This is a genomic window from Polaribacter tangerinus (assembly GCF_038024095.1).
Taxonomy (GTDB): Bacteria; Bacteroidota; Bacteroidia; order Flavobacteriales; family Flavobacteriaceae; genus Polaribacter; species Polaribacter tangerinus.
The window spans coordinates 1,068,064-1,094,767 of the sequence record NZ_CP150668.1 but is presented as its reverse complement, the minus strand read 5'-3'; the positions used below and the strand labels follow the sequence as shown (position 1 = coordinate 1,094,767).

The window sequence follows — 26,704 nt, the reverse complement described above, 5'->3', positions numbered from 1 at the left end:
TTAGTTTGTTAGTTTAGATTGTTGCGCAATTGCATACATTTTTATCTGTTTAATCATAGAAACTAATCCGTTTGCTCTGGTTGGACTTAAATGTTCTTTAAGGCCAATTTCATCAATAAAGTCAGTTTCTGCTGCTAAAATATCAGCAGGTTTTTGTCCAGAAAATACACGAAGTAAAAGAGCGACAATTCCTTTGGTTAAAATGGCATCACTATCTGCAGTAAAAGTTACTTTATCTTCATTAAGTTCAGAATATAACCAAACTTTAGACTGACATCCTTTTATTAAATTTTCATCTAATTTATAAGAATCTGCTATAATAGGTAATGATTTTCCTAATTCTATGATGTATTCATAGCGCTCCATCCAATCATCAAACATAGAAAACTCATCAATAATTTCTTCTTGTATTTCTTTGATAGTCATTTTTAAAACTTATTTTTGCACCTTCAAAAAAGGTAATTTTATAAAATACAAAATTACGTATAAAATATAAGAAATGAGCAAATTATTGGCAGTAGGTACGGTAGCTTTTGATGCTATTGAAACTCCATTTGGTAAAACAGATAAAATATTAGGAGGTTCTGGAACTTATGTAGGTTTGGCAGCTTCTCAGTTTGGTGTTCAAACAGGAGTAGTTTCTGTAGTAGGAGCAGATTTTCCAGCATCATATTTAGAAATGATGAATTCTAAAGGAATTAATACCGATGGAATTGAAATAGATAAAAACGGAAAAACTTTTTTTTGGAGTGGAAAATATCATAACGATATGAACTCTAGAGATACCTTGGTTACAGAGCTAAATGTATTGGAAACTTTTACGCCAGTAGTGCCAGCAAATTTTAAAGACGCAAGCATTGTAATTTTAGGTAATTTACATCCTTTAACACAAGCTTCTGTTCTCGACCAAATGGAAGTAACGCCGAAATTAGTCGTTTTAGATACCATGAATTTTTGGATGGATATTGCGTTGGCAGACTTACACGCAGTCCTTAAAAGAGTAGATGTAATTACTATAAATGATGAAGAAGCACGACAACTTTCTGGAGAATACTCTTTGGTAAACGCCGCAAAGAAAATTCATCAAATGGGCCCAAAATACGTTGTTATAAAAAAGGGAGAGCACGGTGCCTTACTTTTTAATGATGGAAACATGTTTTTTGCACCTGCATTGCCATTGGCAGAGGTTTTTGACCCAACAGGGGCTGGTGATACTTTTGCAGGAGGTTTCTGTGGATATTTAACAAAAACACAAGATGTCTCTTTCGAAAACATGAAAAATGCTATTATTTACGGTTCTAATTTAGCCTCATTTTGCGTAGAAAAATTTGGTACAGAACGCATGCAAAATTTAACTAAAAATGATGTAAATAATCGTTTACAAGCGTTTAAAGATTTAACACAATTCGACATAAATATATCTTAATTTAAATCCGTGGTTTTTAACTGCGGATTTTTTATTACTTTTAGATAGTAAAACAACAAACAAAACCAACAACTAAAGAACTAAAATACAACTAAAATGAGTGACGCTATTAAGCATGAATGTGGAATTGCACTTGTTCGACTAAAGAAACCCCTACAATTTTACAAAGACAAATATGGTTCTGCATTTTATGGCATTAATAAAATGTACTTATTAATGGAAAAGCAGCACAACCGTGGTCAGGATGGAGCTGGTTTTGCTAGTGTAAAATTTAACGTATCGCCAGGAACAAGATATGTAAGTAGAGTTCGCTCTAACAAATCACAGCCAATTCAAGATATTTTTGCCCAAATAAACGACCGTTTAAATGGTGTTTTAGAGCAACATCCTGATAAAAAAGACGATGTAGATTGGCAAGAAGAAAACATGCCATACATTGGTAACTTATTTTTAGGACACGTTCGTTACGGAACTTTTGGAAAAAATAGTATTGAGAGTGTGCATCCATTTTTGCGTCAGAGTAATTGGCGTCATCAAAATTTAATTGTTGCAGGTAATTTTAATATGACCAATTCTAAACAGCTTTTAGAAGAATTGATAGAGCTGGGGCAGCATCCTAAAGAGTTTACCGATACGGTTACTGTAATGGAAAAAATAGGGCACTTTTTAGAAGATGAAGTTGCCAATTTATACTTAAAAGCAAAAGAAGCAGGTTTTAACAAAAAAGACGCCTCACCATACATAGAAGAAAATTTAAACCTTACTAAAATACTCAAAAGATCTGCAAAAAACTGGGACGGAGGCTATGCCATGGCAGGTTTGGTAGGTCATGGAGATGCGTTTGTTTTACGCGATCCGAACGGGATAAGGCCTACTTATTTTTATGAAGATGAAGAAGTAGTCGTGGTGGCTTCAGAAAGGCCAGTAATTCAAACTGTATTTAATGTAAACATAAATCAAGTAAAAGAATTAGAACGCGGTCATGCTTTAATCATAAAGAAAAACGGATTAACTTCTATAGAGTCTGTATTAGAACAAAAAGAAAAAAAGTCTTGTTCTTTTGAGCGTATTTATTTTTCTAGAGGAAGTGATGCCGGAATTTACGAAGAAAGAAAAAATTTAGGGAAACTAGTATTTCCTCAAATACTAACGGCAATAAATTCTGATATTTCAAATACTGTTTTTTCATACATTCCAAACACTGCAGAAACTTCTTTCTACGGAATGACGGAGGCTGCAGAAGATTTATTAAATCAGCAGAAAACTGCAAAAATACTTGCAGGCGGAACAAAGTTATCTGCCAAAAAAGTAACAGAAATACTATCTGAAAGAGCACGTTTCGAAAAAATTGCTATCAAAGATGCAAAATTAAGAACCTTTATTGCAGATGATAGCAGTAGAGACGACTTGGTAGAGCATGTTTATGACATAACATATGGTGTGGTAAAACCAACCGACAACCTAGTTATTATAGACGACAGTATCGTTAGAGGAACAACGCTTAAGAAAAGTATTATTAAAATTTTAGATAGACTAAGCCCTAAAAAAATTATTGTAGTATCATCGGCGCCACAAATTCGTTATCCAGATTGTTATGGTATTGATATGGCTAGAATTGGAGATTTTATTGCTTTTAAAGCTGCAATAGAATTATTAAAAGAAAACGGACTTTCTCATATAATTGACCAAGTGTACAAAAAGTCCATTGCTCAAAGAGGAAAGGAAGATGTGTCTATTACAAATTTTGTGAAAGAAATTTATGCGCCATTTACCCGCGTAGAAATTTCTGAGAAGATTGCAAAAATGTTAAAAACAGAAGAAATTAAAGCAGAGGTTGAGGTAATTTATCAATCTGTAGAAAATCTACATGTTGCTTGTCCGGATAATTTAGGAGATTGGTATTTCACCGGAGATTATCCTACGCCAGGCGGACATAGAGTTGTAAATGAGGCGTTTATAAATTATTATGAAGGAAACAATAAAAGAGCGTATTAGATATAGTTTATATGTATATTAAAAAAGCATCCAATAATTTGGATGCTTTTTTTTGGTACAAAATTTATGTTTATACTTTATTTTGAAGCTGCATAACGTCTTTCTACCTCGTTCCAGTTAATTACTTTAAAGAAAGCATCTATATAGTCTGGTCTTCTGTTTTGGTAGTTTAAATAATAAGCATGTTCCCAAACATCTAATCCTAAAATTGGAGTTCCTCCGCAAGAAACACCTGGCATTAGTGGATTGTCTTGGTTAGGTGTAGAACATACTTCTACTTTACCACCTGGGTGAACACACAACCAAGCCCAACCAGAACCAAACTGAGTTGCAGCGGCGTTTGAGAAAGCTTCTATAAATGCCTCTTTAGAGCCAAAAGCATCTTCTATTGCGTCTTTTAATTCTCCAGACAAATACCCTCTATCTTCCGGGTTTAAAACAGTCCAGAATAATGAATGATTGTAAAAACCACCACCATTATTTCTAACAGCACCGTTACTCATATCTAAATTTGTTAAAATATCTTCAATAGATTTTCCTTCTAAAGAAGTGCCTTCAATAGCGGCATTTAATTTAGTTGTATATCCGTTATGATGTTTAGTATGGTGAATTTCCATAGTTCTTGCATCTATATTTGGTTCTAATGCATCATATGCATAACCTAACTCTGGTAATTTAAAAGCCATTTTTATCTTTTTTAAAGTTCGTATTATTTTATTAATGTAAAACTAAACAATATGTTATAAATTCCCAAAACATTATACTTTTGTTAACTTATAACAGTATAGACATCATTTATTCGCCATATTTTTGCATAAATTCTTCTACCTTTTCTACCATTTTTTTGCTTCCACAAATAAAAGGAACTCTTTGATGAAGTTCGGTTGGTTGAACATCCATAGTTCTGGTGTAACCATCTGAACATTTGCCATTTGCCTGTTCTGCAATAAAAGCCATAGGATTACATTCGTATAGCAAACGAAGTTTTCCTTGCGGATTTCTAGAGCCTTTTGGATACATGTAAATTCCGCCTTTAATCATATTTCTGTGAAAATCGGAAACCAAAGATCCAATATATCTGCTAGTATATGGTCTATCGTCTTTTTCTTCTTGGCAATATTTGATGTATTTTTTTATCCCTTCAGGAAAATCGAAATAATTGCCTTCATTTACAGAGTAAATATTTCCGGTTTCTGGAAACGTCATGTTTGGGTGAGATAGGTAAAAAGAGCCAATTGCAGGGTTTAAGGTAAAACCATTTACGCCGTCTCCGGTTGTATAAACCAACATTGTAGAGGTGCCGTATACAACATAACCAGCTGCTACTTGCTCACTTCCTTTTTGCAAAAAATCTTTTAACTCCACAGGTTTTCCAATAGGAGTAATTCTTCTGTAAATAGAAAAAATTGTGCCAACAGAAACATTTACATCAATATTAGAAGAACCATCTAACGGATCAATTAAAACTACATATTTATTTTGATGATTTTCATCAATACTATTAATGCTTATAAAACTATCTTCCTCTTCACTGGCAATACCACATACAATGTTTCTTTTTGTGAGTGTTTGAATAAACTTTTCATTTGCATAAATATCTAATTTTTGTTGATCTTCGCCTTGCACATTTGTATCTCCAAAAGCACCAATAATATCTACCAAACCCGCTTTATTAACTTCGTGATTTACCACTTTTGCAGCCAATCGTATAGAGTGTAGTAAGCTAGAAAGTTCCCCCGAACTATATTTAAAAGCGTGTTGGTTTTCTATAATAAATTCTCCTAAAGTTTGTTTTTTAGATACCATAGTTTGTGTTGTGTTTGTGCTACAAAGATGCCATTTATTTTTGTATTATTCTATCCTTTACTGTCCTTTAAAAAGGTATTATTAGCTATTTGATTAAAATTTTTAAACAAATCGTAAAGAAGTGTGTAAAATAGCTAAATATTTTTCGAGCTTTTCAAAAAAGCTATCTTTGCCCAAAAATTTACAAAAAATGAGTTTTAATATTCGATTAGGAGAAGCAAAAGACATGCAATCGGTTTTCGATTTAATAACAGAGTTAGCTGTTTTCGAAAAAGAGCCAGATGCTGTCGAAATAACAGTTGATGATTTGGTGAGAGATGGCTTTTCTGATGTTCCGAAGTTTAAAGTTTATGTAGCAGAACAAGATAATGTAATTATAGGTATAGCTTTATTTTACGAACGTTTTTCTACATGGAAAGGTAGAACAATTCATTTAGAAGATTTAATAGTTACAAAATCGAAACAGAAAATTGGAGCAGGAAAAGCTTTGTATACAGCAGTTTTAAAATATGCTTATGAGCATAATTTTAACAGAGTTGCTTGGGAAGTTATAGATTGGAATACAAATGCTATAAATTTTTATAAGAGTACTGGCGCCACCTATTTAGATGGTTGGTCTGTGGTTCAAATGAATAAAGAGAATTTAGCAAAATTTGTTAATAATAAGTAATTATAATGAAGATTTTTAAGTTTGGTGGAGCTTCTGTAAAAGATGCAGAGAGTGTAAAAAATATTACACAAATATTAAAAAATGAGGGTACCGAAAATACTGTTGTAGTTATATCTGCAATGGGAAAAATTACCAATGCCTTTGAAGAAGTAATTGATGCTTATTACAATAAAACCGATTTATTATCAGAAAAATTAGGTGTTATAGAAGATTTTCATAAAAATTTAATGAATGCTCTTTTTGATGCTGATGATTCAATATACAAAGAGATAGATATTCTTTTAGGAGAACTTAGTTGGTTTCTTGCCAGAAATACCTCTCAGAGATTTAATTATGTGTACGATCAAATAATTTGTTTTGGAGAACTCTTATCAACAAAAATAGTAAGTGCGTATTTAACAAAAATTGGTGTAGAAAACAATTGGTTCGATGTGCGTAATTTTATAAAGACAGATAGTAGTTACAGAGATGCCAAAGTGGATTGGGAGCTAACGCAAAAAATTATTTCTAATAAATTAGATACCTCTAAATTAAACATTACACAAGGTTTTATTGCTGCAAATGATACCGAAAACACCACTACACTAGGTAGAGAAGGTTCCGATTATACTGCAGGAATTTTTGCATATTGTTTAAATGCAGAAAATGTAACTATCTGGAAAGATGTTCCTGGGGTTTTAAATGCAGATCCGAGAGTGTTCGATGAAACGACGCTTTTATCTCAAATTTCATACGAAGAAGCTATTGAAATGGCATTTTATGGTGCTTCTGTAATTCACCCAAAAACATTACAACCACTTCAAAATAAGGAAATTCCGTTACTAGTTCGTTCTTTTGTAAACCCACAAGAACCAGGAACAAAAATTTCTAAAGGTGTAGATTTAGAGCCTTTAATTCCTTGCTTTATTGTAAAAAAGGCTCAAATATTAGTTTCAATATCTGCCTTAGATTTCTCTTTTATGGTAGAGGATAATATCAGTTTTATCTTTAAAAAACTTCACGATTATCAGCTGAAAGTAAATTTAATTCAGAACTCAGCTATTAGTTTCTCTGTGTGTATTGATAATAAATTTAATAATTTCGACGCATTTTATAACGATTTAAAAACTGAGTTTAGAATTGAAGTCCAAAAAAATGTTGATTTATTTACAGTAAGGCACTTTAACGATGCTGCAGTAAAAAGTATCGAAGAAAAAGGAAATTCTTTGCTAAGACAAGTAAATAAAGAAACTTTACAAATTGTATTGGAAAGTAATTAGTAGCTTGTTTTAAAGATAAAAAATAATCATCTAAATATCTTTTTTACTATTTTTGCCCTTACGCAAAACCTTAAATTAAATGTCGTTAGTTACCTCTAGGGAAATTTCAGAAGTACTTGGTTTAAAAAAATTTAGATTTCTAGGAACTTTTATAGGATGGATTTTATTAAAAATATTGCGCATTTCTGCTATCAATAAAATCTATGAAAAAAATAAAAATAAAACAGATTTAGATTTTTTAAATGGTGTTTTAGAAGATTGTAAAATTAAGTTCGAAATTCCGAATGAAGATTTAAAGAGAATTCCAAAAGAAGGCCCTTTTATTACTGTTTCAAATCATCCGTTAGGAGGTATAGATGGTGTTTTGTTGTTAAAACTACTCATAGAAAAAAGAGCTGATTATAAAATTATTGCCAATTTTTTACTTCATAGGGTTGCCCCTTTAAAACCGTATGTAATGCCTGTAAATCCTTTCGAAAACAGAAAGGATGCAAAATCTAGTGTTGCAGGTATAAAAAATGCGTTATTGCATTTACGAGAAGGGAAACCGTTGGGTATTTTTCCAGCAGGTGAAGTTTCTACTTATAAAGATGGAAAATTAAAAATAGACAAACCATGGGAAGATGGAGCAGTTCGTCTAATAAAAAAGGCAAATGTACCAGTTATTCCCATATATTTTCACGCAAAAAATAGTCGTTTATTTTACTTTTTATCAAAAATATCTGGAACGCTAAGAACTGCAAAATTGCCTTCAGAAGTTATCTCTCAAGGAGGTAGAGTAATTCGAGTGCGTGTAGGTAAACCAATTTCTGTGGCAGATCAAAATGAGTTTACAGACATGCCAGCTTTTGCAGATTTTATCAGAAAAAAAACATATATGTTGGCCAATCCATTTGAAAAAGCCCATAAGTTTATTTATGCTCAAAATTTAAAAATAAAAAAAGCACCTAAAAAAATTACATCTCAAAGAAATACCGATTTATTTGTAAAAGAAGTAAACGCGTTAAGAGAAAAAGAGGGTAAGTTGTTAGAAAGTAAAAATTATGAGGTGTTTTTTGCACACGCCAAAGAAATTCCGAATTTACTTCATGAAATAGGAAGACTGCGAGAAATTACTTTTAGAGGAGTTGGTGAAGGAACCAATAAAGCTATAGATTTAGATAATTACGATAAATATTATTATCATTTATTTCTTTGGGATAACGATGCAAATTGTTTGGTAGGTGCTTACAGAATGGGATTGGGTAAAGAAATATTTAAGAAATACGGTATTAATGGTTTCTACGTGCAAACATTGTTTCGAATAGAACCAGAGTTGCATCAAATGATGAATAATACCATAGAAATGGGAAGGGCTTTTATAATTGATGATTACCAACAAAAACCCATGCCTTTATTTCTTCTTTGGAAAGGTATTGTTCATGTTACTTTGCGCTACCCAGATTACAAATATTTAATGGGAGGAGTTTCAATTAGTAATCAGTTTTCCGATTTTTCGAAGTCTTTAATGATTGAGTTTATGCGTTCACATTATTACGATCCGTATGTTGCTCAATACATACATCCCAAAAAAGAGTATAAAGTCATGCTAAAAGATGCAGATAAAGATTTTGTTTTTGATGCCACAAAAGCTGATATGCAAAAATTCGATAAAATTATAGATGAAATTGAACCAGGAGCTTTAAGAATACCTGTTTTATTAAAAAAATATGTAAAACAAAATGCGCGTTTGGTGGCTTTTAATGTAGATCCTAAATTTAATAATGCTGTAGATGGCCTCATGTATATTAAGGTTTCAGATATTCCCGAAAGTACTGTAAAGCCAGTAATGGAAGAGTTTCAGGCAGCTTTAGAATTAAAAATGTTAGACTCCAAACAATAGTGTGGTTTGTTTCATAACGCTGCTGCAAACTTGGTGAGAGTATGTATAGTTAAGCATAATGACTGACAAATATGCAGTAAATCTATTTTGGTATAATTTTGGTGCTTTCATAACGAAAATAATAACAATGAAAACTTTTTTAAAAATATTACTAACAGCATTAGCTGTTGTTGTTTTAGCTACAATTTTACCGGGTGTAGAGGTTTCGGGGTATTTATCTGCTATAATTGTTGCAGCAGTAATAGCTCTTTTAAATATGGTGGTAAGACCGTTACTTATCTTTTTTACACTTCCTGCTACTTTGGTAACTTTTGGTCTTTTTATTTTTGTAATTAATGCAATAATTATAATGTTAGCAGATAATTTAGTAGATGGTTTTGCTGTAAGTGGTTTTTTTGCGGCTTTATTGTTTAGTATTCTACTATCTATCTTTAGATCTGCCTTGTTTTCTCTCTTAAAAGAAGAGAATCAAACAAATAAATAGCATTTTACTAGTTAAGCAATTGTAATATAGATACTTACAAATAAAAATATATATTCAGTTACTTTTAGATATTAGGTGTAACTACCGCTTTGTTAATTCATATAATAAAACAGGCAATTTTTAGACTTACAAAATTTAAAGATATTACTGAAATTGAACTGTTTAAACATTTGTGCAATCAATTAAAAAGCTTAATTTTGCACTCGATTTTTTAAGATTAATATACAAAGAAATGAATATTACAAAAGAGAACATAGATGCGTTAAACGCAGTGGTAAAAGTTGATATTGTTGCAGAAGACTATCAAGAAAAAGTAGATAAGTTACTTACAGATTACCATAAAAAAGCAGATATTCCTGGTTTTAGAAAAGGGCATGTTCCAATGGGAATGATAAAAAAGCAATACGGAAAATCAATTATGATAGACGAAGTAAATAAGCTTTTACAAGAATCTTTAAATAAGTTTTTAACAGAAGAAAAGTTAGATATCTTAGGAAATCCGTTACCAAGAATTAAAGACGATTTTAACTGGGATGCCGATAAATTTTCTTTTGAATTTGAATTAGGTCTTGCTCCAGAATTTACCGTAGATTTAAAGTCTAAGAAAAAAGTTACAGCATACAATATTATTGCAACCGACGATTTACTCGAGGAAGAGGTAAAAAATATTCAGAAGCGTTACGGTAAAATGTCTAGTTTAGATGAAGCAACTAGAGAGGCAAATATTACAGGAACTTTTGTAAATGAAGAAAAAGAAATTAATAAAAAAGGTACTTTTTTAGTAAGCGATTTAAAAGGTAAAAAGAACGAGAAGTTAGTATTAGGTGCAAAAGTTGGCGATGTATTAACTTTAGAAACAAAAAAACTTTTTGAAGACGAAAATAAGTTGCAACACCTTTTAGGAGTTTCTGAAGAAGATGTAAAAGGGTTAGACATTAAAGTTACTTTTACAATCGAAGAAATTACCAAAACAGACCCTGCAGATTTAGACCAGGAACTGTTCGATAAATTATTTTCTGATGGAAGTGTAAAATCAGTTTCTGAGTTAAAAGAAAAGATTAAAGAAGATGCAGAAAAGCAATTTAATCAGCAAGGAGATCAGCAATTATTAAACGCTGTTACAGAACATTTGGTAGAAAATACAAAGTTTGATTTACCGGCAGATTTTTTAAAAAAATGGTTACAAACAGCAGGAGAAAAACCATTAACAGCAGAAGAGGCAGCTGCAGAATTTGAAAGATCAGAAAAAGGATTGCGTTATCAACTTATAGAAGGTAAGATTATGAAAGATAACGACATCAAAATAGATTATAAAGAATTGGTAGATTATGCCAAAGGATTTATTAGAACTCAAATGGCACAATTTGGTAATATGAATCCAGAAGAAAAAGAGTTGGATGATATTGCTGGCAGAATTTTACAAAATCAAGACGAAGCACAAAAATTACAATCTCAATTAATTAGTCAAAAATTATTGACTTTTTATAAGGAAAATATGACTTTTAAGTCGAAAGAAGTTTCTTATGAAGATTTTGTAAAAGAAGTATATAAATAAGATTTAGTAACAAGCAATCGTTTAATATTTGTTAAATGTTGCCTTGTTTACATCTTATAAATTTTAAAAACCTGAATTAACAGTTCAGGTTTTTTTAGCCAACAAACCGAACTATTTCATAAAGAAATAGTTCTTATCTTTACAGTACAAATATTAAAAGATTTATACAATGGATTACGGAAAAGAATTCGAAAAATATGCTACAAAACACCACGGAATAAGTAGCACCAATTATACAAAAATAACAAGTAGTTTAACGCCTTACATAATGGAAGAGCGTCAAATGAACATTACTCAAATGGATGTTTTTTCTCGTTTAATGATGGATAGAATTATCTTTTTAGGAACCGGAATTAACGATCAAGTAGCAAATATTATACAAGCACAATTACTGTTTTTAGAGAGTGTAGATGCCAATAAAGACATTTCTATTTATATAAATTCGCCAGGTGGCGGAGTGTATGCAGGTTTGGGAATTTACGATACTATGCAATTTATAAAGCCAGATGTTGCTACTATTTGTACTGGTATGGCAGCCTCTATGGGAGCTGTTTTAATGTGTGCAGGAGAAAAAGGAAAACGTTCTGCATTGCCACACTCTAGAATCATGATTCATCAACCTTTAGGAGGTGCACAAGGTCAGGCTTCAGATATAGAAATTACTGCAAGAGAAATTTTAAAATTAAAAGACGAATTGTATGCAATTATTGCTAACCATTCTGGGCAAACTATAGAAAAAGTTCATAACGATTCTGATAGAGATTATTGGATGAAAGCCAATGAAGCTTTAGAATATGGTATGATTGACGAAATTTTATCAAGAAAGAAATAACACGTATTTAGTTTCTAATTTATGTTTGTTTGTACACACTACCAATAAGCATCAATTATAAACCAAAAACAATATAGAATGTCAAAAGAAGAAAACTTAGAGTGTTCGTTTTGCGGACGTAAAAAGGCAGAAACAGATTTGTTAATTGCAGGAATGGATGCTCATATATGTGATAAATGTATAGAACAAGCGCATGGTATTGTAGAGGAAGAAGTTTCTGAGGCAAAATCGAGTAGTTTATCAAAAGACTTAACGCTAAAAAAACCGAAAGAAATAAAAGAGTTTTTAGACCAATATATTATTGGTCAGTACGAAACCAAAAGAGCTATGTCGGTTGCTGTTTACAATCACTACAAAAGGTTGTTACAAACTAAAGATGATGATGATGAAGTAGAAATTGAAAAATCTAATATTGTTTTAGTGGGAGAAACAGGTACTGGAAAAACATTGGTAGCAAAAACCATTGCAAAAATGTTAAATGTTCCTTTTTCTATTGTAGATGCAACTGTGTTAACACAGGCTGGTTATGTTGGTGAAGATGTAGAAAGTATATTAAGCCGACTTTTACAAGCAGCAGATTATGATGTAGAAAAAGCACAAAGAGGTATTGTTTTTATTGATGAAATTGATAAAATTGCCCGAAAAGGCGATAATCCTTCTATTACAAGAGATGTTTCTGGTGAAGGAGTACAACAAGCCTTATTAAAATTATTAGAAGGAACTGTAGTAAACGTTGCGCCAAAAGGAGGTAGAAAACATCCAGAACAAAAGTTTGTAGAGGTAGATACCAAAGAAATTTTATTTATTGCCGGTGGTGCATTTTCTGGTATCGACAGAATAATAAGCAAGCGTTTAAATATGCAAGCTGTTGGTTACAGCGCCTCATTAGATGAAGATAAGGTAGATGAAGAGAATTTATTACAATATATTATTCCTTCAGACTTAAAATCTTTTGGTTTGATACCAGAAATTATAGGTCGTTTACCAGTTTTAAGCTACATGAATCCGTTAGATGCTAAAACATTAAGAGCAATTTTAACTGAACCTAAAAACTCGATTATAAAACAATATTCTAAATTGTTTACCATGGATGATGTTGCTTTTACTATTGAAGAAGAAGCTTTAAACTATATTGTAGAAAAGGCAGTAGAATACAAGCTTGGCGCCAGAGGATTACGTTCTTTATGTGAAGCGATTTTTACAGATGCCATGTTCGATTTACCAAGTTTAGACGAAAAAACATTTAATGTAACTAAAGAATATGCAGAGGCAAAACTTTCCAATTCGACTTTAAAGAAGTTACGCGCTGCATCGTAATTTTTAGAATCTTATAATTAGAAAGACCTTTTAGACATTTAAGTTTAAAAGGTTTTTTAATTTCGGAACAAAAAGAGATAGATTTCTAATTACTATCTTTGTCTGAGAAAATAATCTGAATAAAAATGATATCTAGAAGTACTATAGACCGAGTTTTCGAAACTGCAAGAGTAGAGGAAGTTATTGGCGAATTTGTACAACTTAAAAAAGCGGGTAGTAACTTTAAAGGATTAAGTCCGTTTGTAGATGAGAAATCACCCTCGTTTATGGTGTCTCCAGTAAAACAAATCTGGAAAGATTTTTCTACAGGAAAAGGAGGAAACGCCATCTCTTTTTTAATGGAACATGAGCATTACTCTTATCCAGAGGCAATAAAATGGCTGGCCAAAAAGTACAATATAGAAATTGAAGAAACCGAACAATCTAGCGAAGAAAAAGCGCAGATGAATGAACGTGAAAGCATGTTTTTGGTATCTAAATTTGCAAAAGATTATTTTCAGGACACAATGCTTAATTCTAGTAAAGGCAAAGCAATAGGACTTTCTTATTTTAAAGAAAGAGGCTTTACAGAAGCTACAATAAAAACTTTCGAACTTGGTTATTGTTTAGATGAATGGGATGCTTTTACCAAGCGAGCACTAGAAAAAGGATACGATTTAAAATATTTATCGGCAACAGGTTTAACGATTGTAAAAGAAAACAGACAGTTCGATCGTTTTAAAGGTCGTGTTATGTTTCCGATACATTCTATGTCGGGTAGAATTTTAGGGTTTGGTGGTAGAATTTTAACTGCAGATAAGAAAGCGGCAAAGTATTTAAACTCGCCAGAGAGCGATATTTACCATAAAGGTAAAATATTATACGGGTTATACCAAGCTAAAAAAGAAATAGCAAAACAAGATAATTGCTACTTGGTAGAAGGCTATACAGATGTAATTTCTTTTCATCAATCTGGAATAGAAAATGTTGTTGCATCCTCTGGAACTGCACTTACTTCAGACCAAATTAGATTGGTAAATAGGCTTACTAAAAATATTACTGTTCTGTTTGATGGTGATGCTGCAGGTATTAGAGCCTCTATCAGAGGAATCGATTTAATTTTAGAGCAAGGTATGAATGTTAAAGTTGTTCAATTTCCCGATGGGGAAGATCCGGATAGCTTTGCAAAATCTCATTCTCAAACAGCTTTAAAAGAATATTTAGAAGATTCTGCACAAGATTTTATCAACTTTAAGGTTTCTCTTTTATTACAAGAATCTAAAAATGATCCTGTAAAAAAGGCGGGTGTAATTAGAGATATTGTAAGTAGTATTTCTAAGATTCCTGATGGCATTCAGCGAGAAATTTACGTGCAAGAATGTGCTCGAATCATGGACATATCTGAACGTGTTCTGTTTAGTGAATTGGCACAATTATTAAAAAAAGGTTTGCAAGAAAAGAGCAAAGCAAACAAACAACAAAGCGCCAGAACACAAGATCCAAACGAGCCGCCACCAGAATATTTTTTAGAGCAAGAACAAGCACAAATGGGCTTGGTAAAAGGTGGTGTAACTGCAGGAAAAGTAGATCAGCTATCGATTTTAGAAAAAGAAATTATAAGAATTTTATTGGTTTTTGGTAATGAAGATGCAGATTTTATAGAAGAGGTAGAAAGTGAGGACGAAGATGGTAAAATTACTATTTCACAAAGAAAATATAGTAACAATGTTTCTGCTGAAATATATGTGCATTTACAAGAAGATGAAATTGAATTTACAAATCCTGTTTTTCAAGAAATATATACCGAAATTATACATCAATTAAATCAGTCTGAGCAACTAGAAGTAGACGCTTTAGTTAATCATTCTAATTCAGAAATATCTGCAACTGTTACTTCTATTATTATGGATGAAGAAAAGCATCAATTAAGCAATTGGCAGAGTAAAAATATAGAAGTAAAATCCTCTTTAGAGGTATTGCCAAAATTAGTTACAGATGCTATTTTTAATTTACGCAGAGTTTTAATAGCAAAAAAAATAGAGGCGTTAGTAGCAGAAGCAGCAGAAAATAATACAGTAGATTTGGATGCTATCAAAAACTATACGGGTTTAAGAATCAGGCTTTTTGGTAAATTAAATAGAGTTGTATAATAAGGTTATTTAAAAAGGGGGGATTTTCCCCAAACCAATTTTAGTAACCAAAAATTCTTTTTTTGTATATTGCGAGTGCTAAAAGAAAATACCACAAAAATGAAAAGAACGTTACAAATACTAAAAATTGTACAATTGTTTATTTTTCTCCCATTTGAAATATCTAAAGGTTCTAAAAAAAGAGCTTATTTAAGAATAAAAAAAATGATGATTGCTGCAAATCTGCTTTAAAGTAGAGAAGAAAAAGAAGAAAAAAGCCGTAAAACATAAAGTTTTACGGCTTTTTTGTTGATATTATTTTAAGTTTTCGGGTATTTTACATACTGGTATTGGGTTCATTTTATGCTGATTTATTTTATGTAATCGGTCATAAATTTTAAATACTTCTTTTTTTCTATCGGTAAAGTTATCAGCATTTTTACCAGCATCATGAACTTTCATGGCCCATTCTAATTCATCATATGAAGCACCTATTTGGTCTTCATCGGTTCTGCTATCTCCAAATAAACCATCTGTTGGTGCTGCTTTTTGTATAGATATAGGTACTTTTAAAAAACTTGCCAGTTCATATACTTCAGATTTTAATAAATCTGCAATCGGACTCAAATCAACACCGCCATCTCCATATTTAGTGTAGAATCCAACGCCAAAATCTTCAATTTTATTCCCTGTTCCAGCAACTAAATATCCGTGCAAACCTGCAAAATAGTACAAGGTAGTCATCCGTAATCTGGCTCTTGTATTTGCCAACGTTAAATTTAATGTATCAGAATTTTCTGAACTTGGTACTACCGTTTTAAAATTTTCAAAAGTACTAGTAAGATTTGTGCGAATTTCGCTAACATTAGCAAACCGATTTTTTAACTGTTTAATATGTTCTTCTGCACGTGATACCTGACTTTCTGCTTGATGAATTGGCATTTCTACACACAAAGTAGGAAAGCCAGTTTGGGCACATAAAGTAGAGGTTACAGCAGAGTCAATACCACCAGAAATTCCAATAACAAAACCTTTAACGCCTGCATTTTCTGCATATGTTTTTAACCAGTTAACTATATAAGTTGTTACTTTTTCTGCATTCATTTTACAAACTATTTTAGTATTTTTAACGCTTAAATATTCTACAAGCAAGATACAAAGTTTATGAGATTTTTTCTATTGATTTTAATGGTTTTATTTAGTTTTTTTGGATGTAATAATTCAAACAAACATTTGGTAGATGTTTCTGAAGTATCTGTAAATTTTGATATAAAAAGATTCGATATTGACTTTTACACATCATCTAAAAATAAATTTCCGGCTTTAAAGCAGAAATATCAATATTTGTTTCCTGTTTCAATGACAGATAGTATATCGTTATTAAAAATAAATGATAAAGATGAGCAAGAATTATTTAACGAAACTCAAAAAGTATTTAAAGATTTTTCTGAATCAAAAAAACAGTTGACCAAGCTTTTTAAGCACGTTAAATATTATAATAGTAATTTTAATTCACCAGATGTAGTTACGTTACTTACTAACATAGACTACGATAGTCGTGTAATTTATGCCGATAGTTTGTTGCTAATATCATTAGATGTTTTTCTAGGAAAAGAACATCCTTTTTATGCTGATTACCCAAAATATATAAAAGAAAATAATTCAAAAGAACACCTAATAGTTGCAGTAGCAAACGCTATTATAGATAAGCAAATGCCGCCTTCTATCGATAGAAGCTTTCTAGGTAAAATAATTTATGAAGGAAAAAAAATGTATTTATTAGATAGGTATTTGCCAACTATTTCTGACAAAGAAAAAATGGGTTATGAGCAACAAAAATTAGCTTGGGCTCAATTTAATGAAGAAGATATTTGGCGTTATTTTGTAGATAGAGAATTGCTTTTTAGTACAGATACAAAATTGTACAAACGTTTTATAGAAGTAGCTCCTTTTTCTAAATTCTATTTAGAGCATGATACTCTTTCACCTGGAAGAATTGGGGTTTGGATTGGTTGGCAAATTGTACGTTCGTATATGAGTCATAATACTGTATCTTTGCAAGAGTTATTAAAAATAAATAGCATCGAATTATTAAATAAATCGAAATACAAACCTAAAAAATAATGGCAATAAAACATACCTCAAAAATTGAATTTAATGTTGGTTTAGATGAAAATAAAGTTCCTGAAGAAATTTCTTGGTCTGCTCAAGATGGCGGTATCGACAATGAGGCATCCAAGGCAATAATGCTATCTGTTTGGGATTATAAAAAGAAAGATACTTTGCGAATGGATTTATGGACTAAAGATATGCCAGTTGATGAAATGAAACAGTTTTATCATCAAACATTGGTTTCTATGGCAGATAGTTTCGAGCGCGCTACCGATGATCTTAAAATGAGCGCCACTATGAGAGATTTTTGTGACTATTTTGCTGAAAAGTTAGAGTTAAAAAAGTAGCTCCTAAATCATACCATCAAACCGATTGTTATATGAAAGCAACAATCGGTTTGGTTGCTTTTTATTAACTTTTTACGAAAATAATTTCTGCAAATTGCTTTAAAAAATATCAGTTACTAATTTATTTTAGTAATAACACATATAAAGAAATGGATTTGGAGAAATTTATTACTTCTAGTCTACATCCATTAATTAAAAAACACAAAATTTAGTTTTTTTTACACAGTTTTATCTTGATGAAACAGCTAGAATCTGTTGGGGAGATAACGAATTTGATATTAGTACCAAAGGTATAATTAAAGGTGATTTCGATGTTGTTTAAGGTGTAGAGTGATGCTCATCTTCTTCCGGTATTTTATCAACTTTAAATATAGTGTAGAGCATTTTTGTGAAGCAAGTTTTTATGTAAATAAAAAAAAATCTTCAATTTCTTAAAAAATAAAGAAACTAAAGATTTTTGTAGTGACCATGCTAGGATTCAAACCTAGAACCTCTTGAGCCGTAATCAAGTGCGCTATTCAGTTGCGCCACATGGCCATTTTGAGGGTGCAAATATAAAGTATTTTTTTAATCTAAGAAATCTATAATCAACTTTTTAAGAATTAATTTCTTTTTCATACTCTTTAGTTATTGCTGCTGCTTTTTCTCGATCGCTCTCTAAAATTAATAATTCTACAGCTGTTCTGTGCTCACCAAAACCGCCAAGTCGAGCCGATTCTACTCTGTCTTTTATAATGCTAGTAATGTTACTTTCTTCAAGACGAATTTGCAAACCTTTTACAATGATAGATGAACCAGAAAAAATGGTAAAATGTTTATTTTCCATAAAAATTATTTAAGTGAGTTAAGGGTTACAAAAGCTCTCCAGCCAATAATGGCAAGCTGAAACTTAGAGGCTTTACTAATATCTATACCTTTTTTTGTAAAAGAAGGCAAAATCACCTTATTTACTCTTGCTAAGAATATAAAAAAAGTTTGTTTCATTTTTTTGTTTCTATTTCAAATTTACTAAAAATTAACCAGATGAGTTGTTTTTAGTTTTTACTAAATTAAACGACCTTTTATAAAGGAATATATCTGCAAAATCTTATAAAAATGTATCTTCGTAAAAAAATAAGATACATGAATTTTTTATTTATAATCGGAGGGTTAGCTTTATTGGTTTTAGGAGGTAATTGGCTTTTAAAGTCGGCAGTTGCGTTGTCTTTAAAGTTGCATATTCCAAAAATAGTTATTGGAATGACTGTGGTGTCTTTTGCAACCTCAGCACCTGAGTTAATTGTAAGTATAAATGCAGCGTTAAGTGGCGCATCAGATTTAGCATTGGGCAATGTAATTGGCTCTAATATTGCTAACCTTGGTTTGGTATTGGGTATTACATTGCTTTTTGGGTCAATGCAAATTCAAGAAAGTTTTTATAAAATAGATTGGCCTGTAATGATGTTGGCGTCTGTATTGTTATTTGTTTTTATGCAAGGTGATACAGTTATTAATAGATACGAAGGCATTATAATGGTTTCTTTTTTAATTGTTTTTTTAATTTTCCTTTTACGTTTTCAAAAGGCACCAGTTATAGATGAGTTGCCAGAAGAAGACGCTATATTACCAATATATAAAGTAGCTCTTTTTCTTATTTTAGGTGGGCTAGGTTTGTGGGGTGGTTCTGAGTTGTTAATAAAAGGGGCAACTTCTTTAGCGTTAGAGTTTGGTGTAAGCGAACGTGTTATTGGAGTAACTGTAGTATCTATTGGTACAAGTATACCTGAATTGGCTGCTTCTATAATTGCAGTTTTAAAGAAAGAGAAAGCAATATCACTTGGTAATTTAATAGGTTCTAATGTATTTAATATTTTAGCTGTTTTAGGAATAACTTCTATAATAACCCCTGTTGCAGTTAAAGATATGGAGTTGCTAACAAATGATATTTTTTGGATGTTAGGAGTTTCATTTTTACTATTACCGTTGGTTTTTATGCCTAAAAAAATGCGACTGAATTGGAAATCAGGAATCTTGCTCTTAACTTTATACGTAACTTTTGTTTTTATAACTATATAGATTCTGTTGTATTTGAAGCAAAAAAAAATCCCGAAACATTGTTTCGGGATTATATATTAATATTAAAATTCTAGTTGATATTAGCCGACTTTACAGTTTTAATAATTCTACCAGCAATTTTGTAAGGATCTCCGTTTGAAGCAGGTCTTCTGTCTTCTAGCCATCCTTTCCATCCTTTTTCTACAGTAATAATTGGTATTCTAATAGAAGCACCTCTGTCTGAAACTCCGTATGAAAAATCGTGAATAGAGGCAGTTTCATGATCACCAGTTAAACGTTGGTCATTAAATTCTCCATAAACTTCTATATGCTCTTTAACTACAGGTCTAAAAGCTTCACATATTTTTTCATAGGTTTCTTTAGAACCACAATTTCTTAAAACACTGTTAGAAAAGTTTGCATGCATACCAGAACCATTCCAGTCCATATCTTTTCCTAATGGTTTTGGGTGATACTCTATATAGTAGCCATGTCTTTCTGTTAATCTATCTAGAAGGTATCTTGCAATCCAAATTTCATCACCAGCTTTTTTTGCACCTTTGGCAAACAATTGGAACTCCCATTGACCAGAAGCTACTTCTTGGTTAATACCTTCAAAGTTTAATCCTGCATCTATACATAAATCTGCATGTTCTTCAACTAAAAGTCTACCGTGTGTATTTTTACCACCTACAGAACAATAATACATACCTTGCGGAGCAGGATAACCACCAATAGGAAATCCTAGCGGAAGTTGAGTTTTTGTGTCCATAATAAAGTATTCTTGCTCAAAACCGAACCAAAAATCATCATCTTCGTCTTCTATAGTAGCTCTACCATTAGATACATGAGGTGTTCCATCTGCATTTAATACCTCCGTCATTACCAAATATCCATTTCTCCTTGCAGGATCTGGGTAAATTGCTACTGGTTTTAATAAGCAATCCGAAGCTCCTCCAGATGCTTGTCTAGTCGAAGAACCATCAAAAGACCAATTGCCAATCTCTTCTAAAGTACCCTGAAAATTTTCATGTTCCTCTACTTTAGTTTTACTTCTCATGTTTTGAGTAGGGTAGTAACCGTCTAACCAAATGTATTCTAATTTAATTTTTGCCATAATAGATAATTGTGTTTATGATAATAACAATGCAAAAATGTAATTTTTTAATGACCTACCCAAAAAATAGGGGTAAAAAAATTAAAAATGTTATAAAAATAATTTAATCCCTAAATTTTAAAGGGTATATTTGTAAAATTAAAATTATATCTATTAAAATTTAGTAATATGTCAAAGATTCGTTTTAATGCTTTAAATGAAGCGCTTCATAGAAAATCTATCAATATTAAAGAGACAGAAAAAAGGTCTACCATATTTGGAAAAAATGTATTTAACAGAAATGCCATGCAGCAGTATTTAACAAGTGCTGCATATGAAAGTGTAATGGACGCCATTTTGCATGGTAAAAAGATTGATAGAAAAATAGCAGATCAAGTAGCGGTTAGTATGAAAGATTGGGCCATGTCTAAGGGGGCAACTCATTATACGCATTGGTTTCAACCACTAACTGGTGCTACAGCCGAAAAGCATGATGCGTTTTTTGAATCGATTAACGGTGGTATTGCGGTAGAAAAATTTGACGGAGAGCAACTTGTGCAGCAAGAGCCAGATGCTTCTAGTTTTCCAAACGGAGGTATTAGAAATACTTTTGAAGCTAGAGGTTATACAGCTTGGGATCCAACATCGCCAGCTTTTGTATATGAAACAACACTCTGTATTCCAACAATTTTTGTGTCTTACACAGGAGAAGCTTTAGACAATAAAACACCTTTGTTAAGAGCATTACAAGCTGTAGATACGCATGCAACGGCTGTTTGTAAATATTTTGATAAAAATGCCAGTAAAGTAAGTGCAACACTTGGCTGGGAACAAGAATATTTCTTGATTGATGAGGCTTTGGCAATTTCTAGACCAGATATATTAATGACGGGTAGAACCTTGCTTGGGCATTCTCCAGCAAAAGGACAACAGTTAGACGATCATTATTTTGGAACCATACCTAAAAGAGCTATGAGTTTTATGCAAGATTTAGAGCAAGAATGTATGTTGCTTGGGATTCCTGTAAAAACAAGGCATAACGAAGTGGCACCAAATCAATTTGAGTTAGCACCTATTTTTGAAGAGGCAAATTTGGCAGTAGACCACAACTCTTTATTAATGGATGTAATGGAAAAAGTATCTAAAAGGCATAAATTTAAAGTACTCTTTCATGAAAAGCCTTTTGAGGGAATTAATGGTTCTGGAAAACATAACAACTGGTCTTTAGAAACTGCTTCGGGCACCAATTTATTAAGTCCTGGAAAAACCCCTATGAAGAACTTACAATTTTTAACTTTTTTTGTAAATACTATTAAAGCAGTATTTGAAAATGAAGAGTTATTAAGAGCTGCAATAGCTTCTGCTAGTAACGATCATAGGTTAGGAGCTAATGAAGCACCGCCTGCAATTATGTCTGTTTTTATTGGTAGCCAACTTTCTGCAGTTTTAGATGAATTAGAGAATGTTACTAAGGGGAAATTATCGCCACAAGAAAAAACAGATTTAAAGCTAAATATTATTGGTAAAATACCAGAAATATTATTGGATAATACCGATAGAAATAGAACATCTCCTTTTGCTTTTACAGGAAATAAATTCGAGTTCAGAGCCGTAGGTTCTTGGTCTAATTGTGCAACTCCTATGACTGTTTTAAATACTATAGTTGCCAAACAATTAAAAGAGTTTAAAATTGAGGTTGATAAGCTTATTGATATTAAAAACCTTAAGAAAGATGAAGCCATTTTTAATGTTTTAAGAGAATATATCAAAGCCTCAAAAAAAATTCGATTCGAAGGAGATGGGTATGGAATTGCATGGGAAAAGGAGGCTAAAAAGCGCGGTCTTTCAAATAATAAAACAACTCCAGCGGCTTTAAAGATAAAAGTTGCCAAATCTGTAGTTTCTCTTTTTGAAGAAATGGAAGTAATGAGTGAGGTAGAAATTAACGCTCGCTACGAAATTGAATTAGAGGCATATACCAAAAAAATACAAATTGAAAGTAGGGTTTTAGCCGATATTGCAAGAAATCATGTAGTGCCAACAGCTATTATTTATCAAAATACACTTCTAGAAAATACTAAAAATTTAAAAGAAATTTTTGGAGAAGAGTATAAAAATATAGCCAAAGAACAAATAGAGTTAATTATGACTATTTCTAAGCATATAACAGAAATTAATGCACTTGTATCTCAAATGACAGAAGCACGTAAAATAGCAAACACAAAAGTTATCGAAAAATCTGCTGCTGACTATGATTCTAAGGTGAAACCTTTCTTAAAACAAATAAGATATCATTGTGATAAATTAGAAACTATGGTAGATGATAATTTATGGCCTTTAACCAAATACAGAGAGCTTTTATTTACTAGATAAGTTCTAAAAAAAAAGCCATACATTTAAATGTATGGCTTTTCGTTATTAGTTTTTCACAAATAATTCAGTTGAGTTAATAGCGCTTTCAGTAGCGTATTTTTTCATGAAAGCTCTTACAAATTTTGTAACATCGCAACCGGTATGTTTAATGGCAATAATTTGTGGGTGTAACCTTGTTTTAGTATCATAAATCTTACCTTTTACTACGCCAATAGCTTGTAAAAAAACCTGATTTAATGATGAAGTAATTTCTGAATTTATGGGTAGTATTGCAGTTATCTCTTTAGATTCTATACCAATAACTTCATAGCCGACAGTCCCAGAAATAATACCTTTCTTTGCTGCATTACCAATTGCTACAAGACTGCTAATATCTATATTGTTTTTTAAAGCATTTATGTTGGCAACAATTCTTAGGCCAACACCTATTTTAGCATATCCTAAACATCCCTCTTCAGAGAAATTTTCTGTATTTTGAATTATATATTTGTTGTAATCTACTGTAAGTCGATAGGTTCCTTTTTTTACAGACCGACCAGAGTAAAAATAGGCCACATTACCATCATCTGTTAATTGCTGAATAGTAGTTTGCATAGATTCGTTTGGCATAAAATTAATAACCGCTTTTTTATCTAAAGACATTTCTGTAGTAGATATTTTTATTATTTTATTATCGGAAGATGTAGACACAATATCCGACTTTAATTGAACAGGAGGAATAGGAATAAAATCGATAAATTTTTCTGCAGTTACTTGAGCATTTAAGCTAAAAATTGAAATCAAAAAGAGTGTTAAAAAAGAGATGTTACTTTTCATATTTAGGGATTTAAAAGTTTGAAAAAAACCAAATATAAAGAATTAACTTTAAATTTATAAAATAATTATTGGTAATTACAATGGTATTTTTTTTATTATAAATATCTTTGCTTGCAATAAAAAACCATCATTCACAGCCAAAATGAGTCAAGAAGTTTCCAAAAGATACGCACAAAGAGGTGTTTCTGCATCTAAAGAAGATGTGCACAATGCTATTAAAAATATAGATAAAGGATTATTTCCTAAAGCGTTTTGTAAAATTGTACCAGACTATCTAACCAATGATGCCAATTATTGTTTGGTAATGCATGCAGATGGCGCAGGTACAAAATCTTCATTGGCCTATATGTATTGGAAAGAAACTGGAGATATTTCTGTTTGGAAAGGTATTGCACAAGATGCTTTAATAATGAATATTGATGATTTATTATGTGTGGGTGCTACAGATAATATTATGCTGTCTTCTACAATAGGTCGTAATAAAAGTAAAATACCAGGCGAAGTTTTATCAGCAATTATTAACGGAACAGAAGAACTTATAAAAGATTTAAAAAAGTTTGGTGTAACAATACATTCTACAGGTGGAGAAACTGCTGATGTTGGAGATTTGGTAAGAACTATAATTGTAGACTCTACTGTCACAGCCAGAATAAAGCGAGAAGATGTTATTGATAATGCCAACATAAAAGCTGGTGATGTAATTGTTGGTTTAGAATCTTTCGGACAAGCTACCTACGAAACCGAGTATAACGGTGGTATGGGTTCTAATGGGCTAACATCTGCTCGACACGATGTTTTTCATAATTACTTAGCTACAAAATATCCAGAGAGTTTCGATGCATCTGTGCCTTCAAATTTGGTATATGCAGGCAATGTAAAACTAACTGATACTGTAGAAGAATCTCCTTTAGATGCAGGTAAATTAGTACTTTCTCCAACCAGAACTTATGCACCAATTGTTAAAGAAATACTCTCCAAATACAATGCTGAAAATATTCATGGAATGATTCATTGCTCTGGAGGCGCGCAAACTAAAATTTTACATTTTGTAGATAATTTACATATTGTAAAAGATAATATGTTTTCGGTGCCGCCTTTGTTTAAGCTAATTCAAGAACAATCTAATACAGATTGGAAAGAAATGTATCAGGTTTTTAATTGCGGACACAGAATGGAGCTATATGTTTCACCAGAAGTTGCAAATGATATGATAGCTATTGCTAAATCTTACAACGTAAATGCACAAATTGTAGGTCGTGTAGAGGCATCATCAAAGAAAAAATTAACTATAAAAAGTGAGTTTGGTGTTTTTGAATACTAGCCTATTTTTTACAGTTCCCAAAAAATAAAACCATATTAATTTCATAGAAAACTCTGTTTATTACAAATATAGTTAATCGAAAATAAAAACTTTTTTCGATAAAAAATTGTAAATTCGCAGTCCAAGAACAGCGTAGCAAATGATAGATAAATTAAGAATTGTAAAACAACGTTATGATGAGGTTTCTGATTTGATTATTCAGCCAGAAATTATCATGGATCAAAAACGGTACGCACAATTAAGTAAAGAATACAAAGATTTAGGGAGTGTTGTAAAAAAAGGAGATGAATACCAATCTCTATTGAGCAATATAGAAGAGGCAAAAGAAATAATTTCGGACGGGTCTGATGCAGAAATGACTGAAATGGCAAAGTTAGAAATAGAAGAAGCCAATGCCAGAATACCACAATTAGAAGATGAAATTAAATTTCTTCTTATTCCTAAAGATCCAGAAGATAGTAAAAATGCAGTAGTAGAATTACGAGCGGGTGCTGGTGGAGATGAGGCAAGTATTTTTGCTGGAGATTTGTTTAGAATGTACTCTAAATATTGTGAAAGTAAAGGTTGGAAAGTATCTACAGTAGATTATTCCGAAGGAACCAACGGAGGTTTTAAAGAAATTCAATTTGAGGTTAACGGAGATGATGTTTATGGAATATTAAAGTTTGAGGCTGGCGTACACCGAGTACAAAGAGTACCTCAAACCGAAACCCAAGGTAGAGTTCATACTTCTGCAGCAACATGTATGGTTTTTCCTGAGGCAGAAGAATTTGATGTAGAAATAAACCCGAAAGATGTAAGGATAGATTTTTTCTGTTCTTCGGGTCCTGGTGGTCAATCGGTAAACACCACTTATTCTGCAGTTCGTTTAACTCACATTCCAACTGGTTTGGTGGCTCAATGTCAAGATCAAAAGTCGCAGCATAAAAATAAAGAGAAAGCATTTAAAGTGTTAAGATCTCGTTTGTATGACATGGAATTAGCAAAGAAACAAGCAGAAGATGCGCTAAAAAGAGGTTCAATGGTTTCTTCTGGAGACAGAAGTGCAAAAATTAGAACGTACAATTATGCACAAGGTAGGGTTACAGATCACAGAATTGGCTTGTCTTTGTATGACTTACCAAATATTATGAATGGTGATATTCAAAAAATTATTGATGAATTAATGTTGGCAGAAAACACTGAAAAGTTAAAAAGCTTAGGAGACGGTATTTAAATAGTACAAACATTTTAATATATAAAAGCCATTAATGAAATTTCGTTAATGGCTT

At 31.7% G+C, this 26,704-nt stretch carries 24 protein-coding genes and 1 tRNA gene; 16 read left to right on the top strand and 9 right to left on the bottom strand.

All coding sequences use genetic code 11. The features are described from left to right. Window positions 1-426: a SufE family protein gene (locus WHD54_RS04855; RefSeq protein WP_088324103.1), complete on the bottom strand. Its 426-nt coding sequence runs from the start codon at window positions 424-426 to the stop codon at window positions 1-3. 73 nt (window positions 427-499) lie between these two features. Here WHD54_RS04855 and WHD54_RS04850 point away from each other — a divergent pair, with 73 nt between their 5' ends. Next, complete coding sequence (locus tag WHD54_RS04850; protein ID WP_088324104.1) at window positions 500-1,426, top strand: PfkB family carbohydrate kinase; 927 nt, start codon at window positions 500-502, stop codon at window positions 1,424-1,426. Between the two features lie 96 nt (window positions 1,427-1,522). Beyond that, on the top strand, window positions 1,523-3,421 hold the full coding sequence (locus WHD54_RS04845; protein ID WP_088324105.1) for an amidophosphoribosyltransferase: 1,899 nt from the start codon (window positions 1,523-1,525) through the stop codon (window positions 3,419-3,421). A gap of 77 nt (window positions 3,422-3,498) precedes the next feature. Here the strand turns inward: WHD54_RS04845 and WHD54_RS04840 are convergent, their stop codons facing one another. Both WHD54_RS04840 and fbp read right to left on the bottom strand, forming a co-directional pair. Continuing rightward, on the bottom strand, window positions 3,499-4,107 hold the full coding sequence (locus tag WHD54_RS04840) for a superoxide dismutase (RefSeq protein WP_088324106.1): 609 nt from the start codon (window positions 4,105-4,107) through the stop codon (window positions 3,499-3,501). Between the two features lie 109 nt (window positions 4,108-4,216). Then, a complete protein-coding gene (gene fbp, locus WHD54_RS04835) occupies window positions 4,217-5,227 on the bottom strand; it encodes a class 1 fructose-bisphosphatase (RefSeq protein ID WP_088324107.1) in 1,011 nt (336 codons plus the stop codon). A 190-nt stretch (window positions 5,228-5,417) separates the two neighbouring features. Here fbp and WHD54_RS04830 point away from each other — a divergent pair, with 190 nt between their 5' ends. The 8 genes from WHD54_RS04830 (at window position 5,418) to dnaG (ending at window position 15,355) form a co-directional block, all read left to right on the top strand. After that, the gene (locus WHD54_RS04830) at window positions 5,418-5,897 is read left to right on the top strand and encodes a GNAT family N-acetyltransferase (RefSeq protein WP_088324108.1); all 480 of its coding nucleotides are present in this window, start codon (window positions 5,418-5,420) and stop codon (window positions 5,895-5,897) included. A 5-nt stretch (window positions 5,898-5,902) separates the two neighbouring features. Continuing rightward, the gene (locus WHD54_RS04825; protein WP_088324109.1) at window positions 5,903-7,156 is read left to right on the top strand and encodes an aspartate kinase; all 1,254 of its coding nucleotides are present in this window, start codon (window positions 5,903-5,905) and stop codon (window positions 7,154-7,156) included. A gap of 79 nt (window positions 7,157-7,235) precedes the next feature. Next, window positions 7,236-9,038 carry a GNAT family N-acyltransferase gene (locus WHD54_RS04820; protein ID WP_088324110.1) on the top strand — a complete coding sequence of 601 codons (1,803 nt, stop codon included), beginning with the start codon at window positions 7,236-7,238 and terminating at the stop codon, window positions 9,036-9,038. A 127-nt stretch (window positions 9,039-9,165) separates the two neighbouring features. Continuing rightward, complete coding sequence (locus WHD54_RS04815; protein ID WP_088324111.1) at window positions 9,166-9,522, top strand: phage holin family protein; 357 nt, start codon at window positions 9,166-9,168, stop codon at window positions 9,520-9,522. Window positions 9,523-9,754: 232 nt separating this feature from the next. Then, entirely contained in the window at window positions 9,755-11,077 is a 1,323-nt protein-coding gene (gene tig / locus WHD54_RS04810; protein WP_088324112.1) for a trigger factor, read from the top strand. Between the two features lie 169 nt (window positions 11,078-11,246). Further along, window positions 11,247-11,909 (top strand): ATP-dependent Clp endopeptidase proteolytic subunit ClpP, encoded by a 663-nt coding sequence (gene clpP / locus WHD54_RS04805; RefSeq protein WP_088324113.1) that lies wholly within the window; start codon window positions 11,247-11,249, stop codon window positions 11,907-11,909. 78 nt (window positions 11,910-11,987) lie between these two features. After that, the gene (clpX, locus tag WHD54_RS04800; protein WP_088324114.1) at window positions 11,988-13,226 is read left to right on the top strand and encodes an ATP-dependent Clp protease ATP-binding subunit ClpX; all 1,239 of its coding nucleotides are present in this window, start codon (window positions 11,988-11,990) and stop codon (window positions 13,224-13,226) included. A gap of 125 nt (window positions 13,227-13,351) precedes the next feature. Next, window positions 13,352-15,355 (top strand): DNA primase, encoded by a 2,004-nt coding sequence (dnaG, locus tag WHD54_RS04795; RefSeq protein WP_088324115.1) that lies wholly within the window; start codon window positions 13,352-13,354, stop codon window positions 15,353-15,355. Window positions 15,356-15,649: 294 nt separating this feature from the next. Here the strand turns inward: dnaG and nadE are convergent, their stop codons facing one another. Next, complete coding sequence (gene nadE, locus WHD54_RS04790) at window positions 15,650-16,438, bottom strand: NAD(+) synthase (protein ID WP_088324144.1); 789 nt, start codon at window positions 16,436-16,438, stop codon at window positions 15,650-15,652. A 60-nt stretch (window positions 16,439-16,498) separates the two neighbouring features. On the opposite strand from nadE, the gene gldB reads away from it, so the two are divergent. Together gldB and gldC are read left to right on the top strand one after the other, a co-directional pair. Beyond that, window positions 16,499-17,458 (top strand): gliding motility lipoprotein GldB, encoded by a 960-nt coding sequence (gene gldB / locus WHD54_RS04785; protein WP_088324116.1) that lies wholly within the window; start codon window positions 16,499-16,501, stop codon window positions 17,456-17,458. Beyond that, entirely contained in the window at window positions 17,458-17,793 is a 336-nt protein-coding gene (gldC, locus tag WHD54_RS04780) for a gliding motility protein GldC (RefSeq protein ID WP_088324117.1), read from the top strand. The genes gldB and gldC overlap by 1 nt, the downstream gene beginning before the upstream one ends. Window positions 17,794-18,256: 463 nt before the next feature. Here the strand turns inward: gldC and WHD54_RS04775 are convergent. The 3 genes from WHD54_RS04775 to WHD54_RS04765 all read right to left on the bottom strand — a co-directional run bounded on the left by WHD54_RS04775 (window position 18,257) and on the right by WHD54_RS04765 (window position 18,777). Further along, window positions 18,257-18,330 (bottom strand) — tRNA-Arg (locus WHD54_RS04775). 58 nt (window positions 18,331-18,388) lie between these two features. After that, on the bottom strand, window positions 18,389-18,619 hold the full coding sequence (locus WHD54_RS04770) for a putative signal transducing protein (protein ID WP_088324118.1): 231 nt from the start codon (window positions 18,617-18,619) through the stop codon (window positions 18,389-18,391). Window positions 18,620-18,624: 5 nt separating this feature from the next. Then, complete coding sequence (locus WHD54_RS04765) at window positions 18,625-18,777, bottom strand: SsrA-binding protein (protein ID WP_088324119.1); 153 nt, start codon at window positions 18,775-18,777, stop codon at window positions 18,625-18,627. 138 nt (window positions 18,778-18,915) lie between these two features. On the opposite strand from WHD54_RS04765, the gene WHD54_RS04760 reads away from it, so the two are divergent. After that, window positions 18,916-19,848 carry a calcium/sodium antiporter gene (locus WHD54_RS04760; RefSeq protein WP_088324120.1) on the top strand — a complete coding sequence of 311 codons (933 nt, stop codon included), beginning with the start codon at window positions 18,916-18,918 and terminating at the stop codon, window positions 19,846-19,848. 70 nt (window positions 19,849-19,918) lie between these two features. On the opposite strand, the gene WHD54_RS04755 is transcribed toward WHD54_RS04760, so the two are convergent. Then, window positions 19,919-20,944 carry a glutamine synthetase beta-grasp domain-containing protein gene (locus tag WHD54_RS04755; protein WP_088324121.1) on the bottom strand — a complete coding sequence of 342 codons (1,026 nt, stop codon included), beginning with the start codon at window positions 20,942-20,944 and terminating at the stop codon, window positions 19,919-19,921. A 168-nt stretch (window positions 20,945-21,112) separates the two neighbouring features. On the opposite strand from WHD54_RS04755, the gene WHD54_RS04750 reads away from it, so the two are divergent. Then, window positions 21,113-23,296, top strand: a complete 2,184-nt coding sequence (locus WHD54_RS04750; protein ID WP_088324122.1) for a glutamine synthetase III — start codon at window positions 21,113-21,115, stop codon at window positions 23,294-23,296. 45 nt (window positions 23,297-23,341) lie between these two features. Here the strand turns inward: WHD54_RS04750 and WHD54_RS04745 are convergent, their stop codons facing one another. Further along, on the bottom strand, window positions 23,342-24,112 hold the full coding sequence (locus tag WHD54_RS04745; protein ID WP_088324123.1) for a hypothetical protein: 771 nt from the start codon (window positions 24,110-24,112) through the stop codon (window positions 23,342-23,344). 142 nt (window positions 24,113-24,254) lie between these two features. On the opposite strand from WHD54_RS04745, the gene WHD54_RS04740 reads away from it, so the two are divergent. Together WHD54_RS04740 and prfA are read left to right on the top strand one after the other, a co-directional pair. Beyond that, a complete protein-coding gene (locus WHD54_RS04740; protein ID WP_088324124.1) occupies window positions 24,255-25,433 on the top strand; it encodes an AIR synthase related protein in 1,179 nt (392 codons plus the stop codon). A 139-nt stretch (window positions 25,434-25,572) separates the two neighbouring features. After that, window positions 25,573-26,649, top strand: coding sequence for a peptide chain release factor 1 (gene prfA, locus WHD54_RS04735; RefSeq protein WP_088324125.1), 1,077 nt, complete (start codon window positions 25,573-25,575; stop codon window positions 26,647-26,649). Window positions 26,650-26,704: the final 55 nt, after the last annotated feature.